We start from the raw sequence: 4,699 nt of genomic DNA, 5'->3' as shown, positions 1-4,699 counted from the left end.
CTGTTTTTGGCAATTAGTTAATCCAGCTGTTCACTGTTTTTTCATAAGTCACAAGCTCTTCTTCTTTGAAGAACAAGTTGATCTCGCGGCTTGCTGACTCAGATGAATCTGAACCGTGAATAATATTCTTGCCTACAGTTACAGCGAAATCTCCACGAATTGTTCCAGGCGCTGATTCTTTTGGATTCGTAGCACCCATCATTAAGCGTGCAGTCGAGATAACGTTTTCGCCTTCCCATACCATTGCGAAAACTGGTCCGGATGTGATGAAGTCTACAAGCTCTCCGAAGAACGGACGCTCTTTGTGCTCACCGTAATGCTGTTCTGCAAGTTCTTGAGAAATATTCATTAATTTCCCGCCAACTAATTGATATCCTTTGTCTTCAAAACGTCCGACAATTTCACCTACAAGGTTACGTTGTACGCCGTCTGGCTTTACCATTAAAAATGTTCTTTCCATCTGTCAAACACTCCTTCATCTGTCTATCTGGGAAATACCCTTTTAAATCGTACCATTGACGCCTTTTTCTTTCAACTATATAAGTTGAATTAATAAAACTGCATGCTATAAGCTACCTAGTACCGTTGATTTCCGTTCCAGGCGGACGCTCGTCTTGCGGGGCCCGCGGTGAGCCAAGCGAACAGCGAAGGGTTCGCTTGGCCTTAATTTCTGTGAACTTTACAGAAATTAAGGCCATACCGTGTTCCTTCTACAAGCTATTTTCACTTCGCTCCCCTAAGTTGTCTCACCTGTCGGGCTGATCCTCCCAGAGTCGAACTCACCACGGGCTCACACGAAGTAAGTCATGCAGTCGTTGCCAATCGAATTGCGGAGGATTCGATTTGCCGTATTTCTATGTTTTTTAGAAATTAAGGCACTTTGACGCGGCGAACTTAGACTGCCTTGCACTCCAATCAACTGAGCAGATAGAACATAACTTCCCCATGATGTAAAATTTTAATTAAAATTATATAATAACGAAGTTCGTCAATATTTCCTCTGTCCTATAAAATCAGCAATTTGAATGAGTGCTTTTTTGGATTTCCCGCTTGGCAGTCCATCGAGTTCTTTTAAGGCTTTCGCGAGATACAGGTCGCTGACGTGTTGTGCTTTTTCGATTGCGCTGCTTTCCCGGATATAGTGCAGCATCTGCTGGCGCTCTTCTTCCGGCATGTTGCCTGTAAATGCTTGTTGCATATAAGGCTTAAATTCTTCATCGTCTTTTATGTATAAAATAGGCAATGTGATATGGCCATTTAGCAAGTCGCTGCCTGCGGGCTTACCAAGCTTTGTATCTGTTGAGGTAATGTCGAGGATATCATCCACAATCTGAAATGCCATACCTGTGAAGTAGCCGTATCTCCGCAACCTTCTGACAGTCTCCTCGTCCGCATCAGCGCTGAGTGCACCTAATTCACAACTGGATGCCAGCAATAAAGCAGTCTTCCGTTTGATGCGTTGTAAATAATCCCGCAAGCTTTGATCGGTCTGGCGTTGGAAATCAATCTGAATGATTTCGCCTTTGCAAATTTCGAGCATTGTCTCTGCTAAAATGCCATGCACCGATTTTTTTTCGATTCCGCCAATAGAAGTCAGCGCGCGAGAGAAAATGAAATCCCCAGCATACATCGCCACTCGGTTATTCCATTTAGCTTTTACGGTTTCAAGACCTCTGCGCATATCCGAGTCATCAATCACGTCATCATGCACTAATGAAGCCATATGTATTAATTCAAGTGACACGGCCACCTTGGATGCGTTTTCCAGAGAATAGTTGCCGAATTGTGCTGCTAAAATGACAAAAATCGGACGAATTCTCTTTCCCCCTGCTTTCAATAAATGCAAAGACGCTTGACGGACAATGGGAGAAGAAGATTGCACGGAACGCTCAAGCTCTTTTTCAATATAGGCCACATCTTTCCGGAAATCCGTATAAAGTGACATCAACTTAATTTTTTCCAAACCGATTACCTTCTCCCATGTACTCTTTTATTTGAAAGCGATATGGCCTGCCGCCGCACCGCCGCTATAAGACTTGTATGATACCTCTTCAAAGCCTGCATCTACAAACAGCTGCGCAAGTTCCTTCATGCCCGGGAAGTCATTTGCTGATTCCTGAAGCCATGAATATTCTTTATAGCTTTTAGCGAAAATTTTACCAAAAAGCGGCATGATATATTTGAAATATAAACGGAATACCTGCCGATAGACTGGAATTTTCGACTGGGAAGTTTCAAGACAAACTGCCATTCCGCCCGGTTTCAGCACTCTGCGCATTTCTTTAAGAACAGTCAAATAATCCGGTACATTTCGCAAACCGAAACCGATCGTTACATAATCGAATGAGTTATCAGGAAAAGGAAGTGCCATGGCATTTCCCTGTACGAGTGTAAGGTTTGGATAAGGAGCCACTTTGTCTTTTCCTGATTCAAGCATATTCGCACTGAAATCCAGTCCTGTCACTTCACCTTCAGGACCTGCCGCCTGAGCCAGTGCCACCGTCCAGTCTGCTGTACCACAGCAAACATCTAAGGCTTTTGCACCCGGCTGCACTTTCATACGTTGCATAATATCGTTACGCCATTTTATATGCTGGTTGAAACTGATCACAGAATTCATTTTATCATAATCTGTCGAAATTTTTTCAAAGACGTTATGAACTTTCTCTTCTTTTGAAAGCGCCACGTGTGTGTCCCTTCTTTCTACCTCAAGTTGCTAGTATCTTGTTCTGTCATCCTCAGCAATTGATCAACCAAGGGTTTATGTAAGAAAAAGCTTTGTTTGACTCGATCATTGAAATTATCCTGTAATTGCTCGATCCAATGATCCGTATCCTGCGTGTTCGGCACTATATGCGGAAACTTCATACCTTGCAAATTTAGTTCTTTACTGCGGATCAACCACAGTAGAGGAAACAGCACTTCAGCGATCGATTTATATCGCGTAAAGCCGAACGTCTCATAGAATTCCATAATACAGGCGCCTTCCACTTCCCCAATCAATTGTAACCGATCTTCCGCACGAGGTGGAGGAGATTGCAGCAATGTTGTTTTACATTCATTGATTCGGCCGATTGCAGCAGATAAAGAGCGGATAAGGTGAAAATTGGGTATCGATGCCAATAACTTGTAATGAATGCCGCTGAAGTGGTCGCCTGCCAGCACCATCAGCTGCTGTTCTTTAGAAGAAGCATCCAATGAATCAATTTGATCATGGACTTCAAACGCCGTATGAATAGCACCAATAGCTAAAGCAGCCTGACGCATTTCATCAGTCCATTGCTCGCCGTTCAATAAAGGCAGTAACAGCAAGAACGCTTTCTGTCTATCAATTGGTGCATGGCCCGCATCCCGTTCAACAATCGGCTGATAAATCGCACTCCGCAAGTTCTGTATATAATTGTCGATTTGGTCAGTAAAACCTTTTGTCTCCATCAGTAAGCTCCATTCCAATTAGCCTGTTAATGCCGGTCATTCTTTTTCTTCACTCGAAATCACACCATGAGCTGTATGAATTTCTGCTTCCCCTCGAATTTTGATGGCGGATGTGTGCTCTGTAAACTGAGCGATCATGACTTCTCCCCGATCCAACTTCTCGGTATGGTGAAATTTCGTATCATTGCCCCTCGTCAAACCGATGACATTCACGCCATCTTTTTTCGCTTTGATAATTAGATAATCCGGTTGTGTCATGTTCGCATCTCCAGTCTCTATATGGTCTTAATGATAGCATATAAATCAGGCGCTGGGCAAAGACCTCAGTTACTTCTTAGAAGAGATAAAATTTCCGCACGTTTTACGTCATCGTGCTCATATATTCCTCTTGCTACGGTCGTGATTGTCTTAGAACCTGGTTTCTTAATTCCCCTCATTGTCATGCACATATGCTCTGCCTCAATAATGATATAGACACCGATCGGATTCAGCATTTCCATCATCGCGTCCGCTACAGTCGATGTAATACGCTCCTGCAACTGCGGGCGGCGTGCAGTTGTATCGACAGCTCTTGCCAATTTACTTAATCCCGCAACGACACCGTCACGTGGAATATAAGCAACATGTGCTACACCGAAGAAAGGCACTAAATGATGTTCACACATTGAATAAAAAGGTATATCTTTGACCAAAACTACTTCGTCATGATTTTCATGGAAAACGACTTCAAAATAGTCTTTTGGATCTTTGTTCAAACCTTCAAAAACTTCCTGATACATTTTGGCGACACGCTTAGGTGTATCCAGTAAGCCCTCACGTTGCGGATCTTCTCCGATCGCTTCCAATATCATCATGACAGCCTGTTCAATTTTATTTAACTCTTGCTCATTCATTTCAGCATGTCCTCCTTAGGAACAAAACCTATTTCACCAAAATAGTAGCATATTCCGCACATTCCGTACAGTTAGTCTGCTTCATTATGTAAAAAGAAAGGAGTCCATCCATTCGCATCTGCATAACAGATTCGCTGGACGGACTCCTATGTAACATCTCTAATTATTTCACTGCGTCTTTTAGAGCTTTACCTGCTTTGAAAGCCGGAACTTTACTAGCAGCGATTTCGATCTCTTCACCTGATTGCGGATTACGACCTTTACGTGCAGCACGTTCGCGCACTTCAAAGTTTCCGAAACCAATCAATTGAACTTTATCACCGTTAGCAAGAGTTGATTGAATTGTATCGAATACAGCTTCAACAGCTTTA

Annotated in this window: 7 protein-coding genes; all 7 read right to left on the bottom strand. The window is 43.0% G+C overall.

Annotated elements, in window-relative coordinates:
- Nucleotides 1-13: 13 nt before the first annotated feature.
- On the bottom strand, nt 14-460 hold the full coding sequence (gene ndk / locus Q1J64_RS12655; protein WP_301109443.1) for a nucleoside-diphosphate kinase: 447 nt from the start codon (nt 458-460) through the stop codon (nt 14-16).
- Nucleotides 461-988: 528 nt separating this feature from the next.
- Entirely contained in the window at nt 989-1,963 is a 975-nt protein-coding gene (locus Q1J64_RS12650; protein WP_301109442.1) for a polyprenyl synthetase family protein, read from the bottom strand.
- Between the two features lie 27 nt (nt 1,964-1,990).
- On the bottom strand, nt 1,991-2,686 hold the full coding sequence (locus tag Q1J64_RS12645) for a demethylmenaquinone methyltransferase (protein ID WP_301109441.1): 696 nt from the start codon (nt 2,684-2,686) through the stop codon (nt 1,991-1,993).
- Nucleotides 2,687-2,703: 17 nt separating this feature from the next.
- The gene (locus Q1J64_RS12640; protein ID WP_301109440.1) at nt 2,704-3,435 is read right to left on the bottom strand and encodes a heptaprenyl diphosphate synthase component 1; all 732 of its coding nucleotides are present in this window, start codon (nt 3,433-3,435) and stop codon (nt 2,704-2,706) included.
- 36 nt (nt 3,436-3,471) lie between these two features.
- Entirely contained in the window at nt 3,472-3,693 is a 222-nt protein-coding gene (gene mtrB / locus Q1J64_RS12635; RefSeq protein ID WP_099689429.1) for a trp RNA-binding attenuation protein MtrB, read from the bottom strand.
- A gap of 65 nt (nt 3,694-3,758) precedes the next feature.
- Entirely contained in the window at nt 3,759-4,328 is a 570-nt protein-coding gene (gene folE, locus Q1J64_RS12630) for a GTP cyclohydrolase I FolE (protein ID WP_301109438.1), read from the bottom strand.
- A gap of 163 nt (nt 4,329-4,491) precedes the next feature.
- The coding region (locus Q1J64_RS12625) for an HU family DNA-binding protein (protein ID WP_301109437.1) at nt 4,492-4,699 on the bottom strand (208 nt) is incomplete at its 5' end.

The organism is Sporosarcina sp., assembly GCF_029257255.1.
Classification (GTDB): Bacteria; Bacillota; Bacilli; order Bacillales_A; family Planococcaceae; genus Sporosarcina.
Note: the sequence above shows the minus strand (reverse complement) of the source record. Positions and strands in the feature narration are given on the sequence as shown.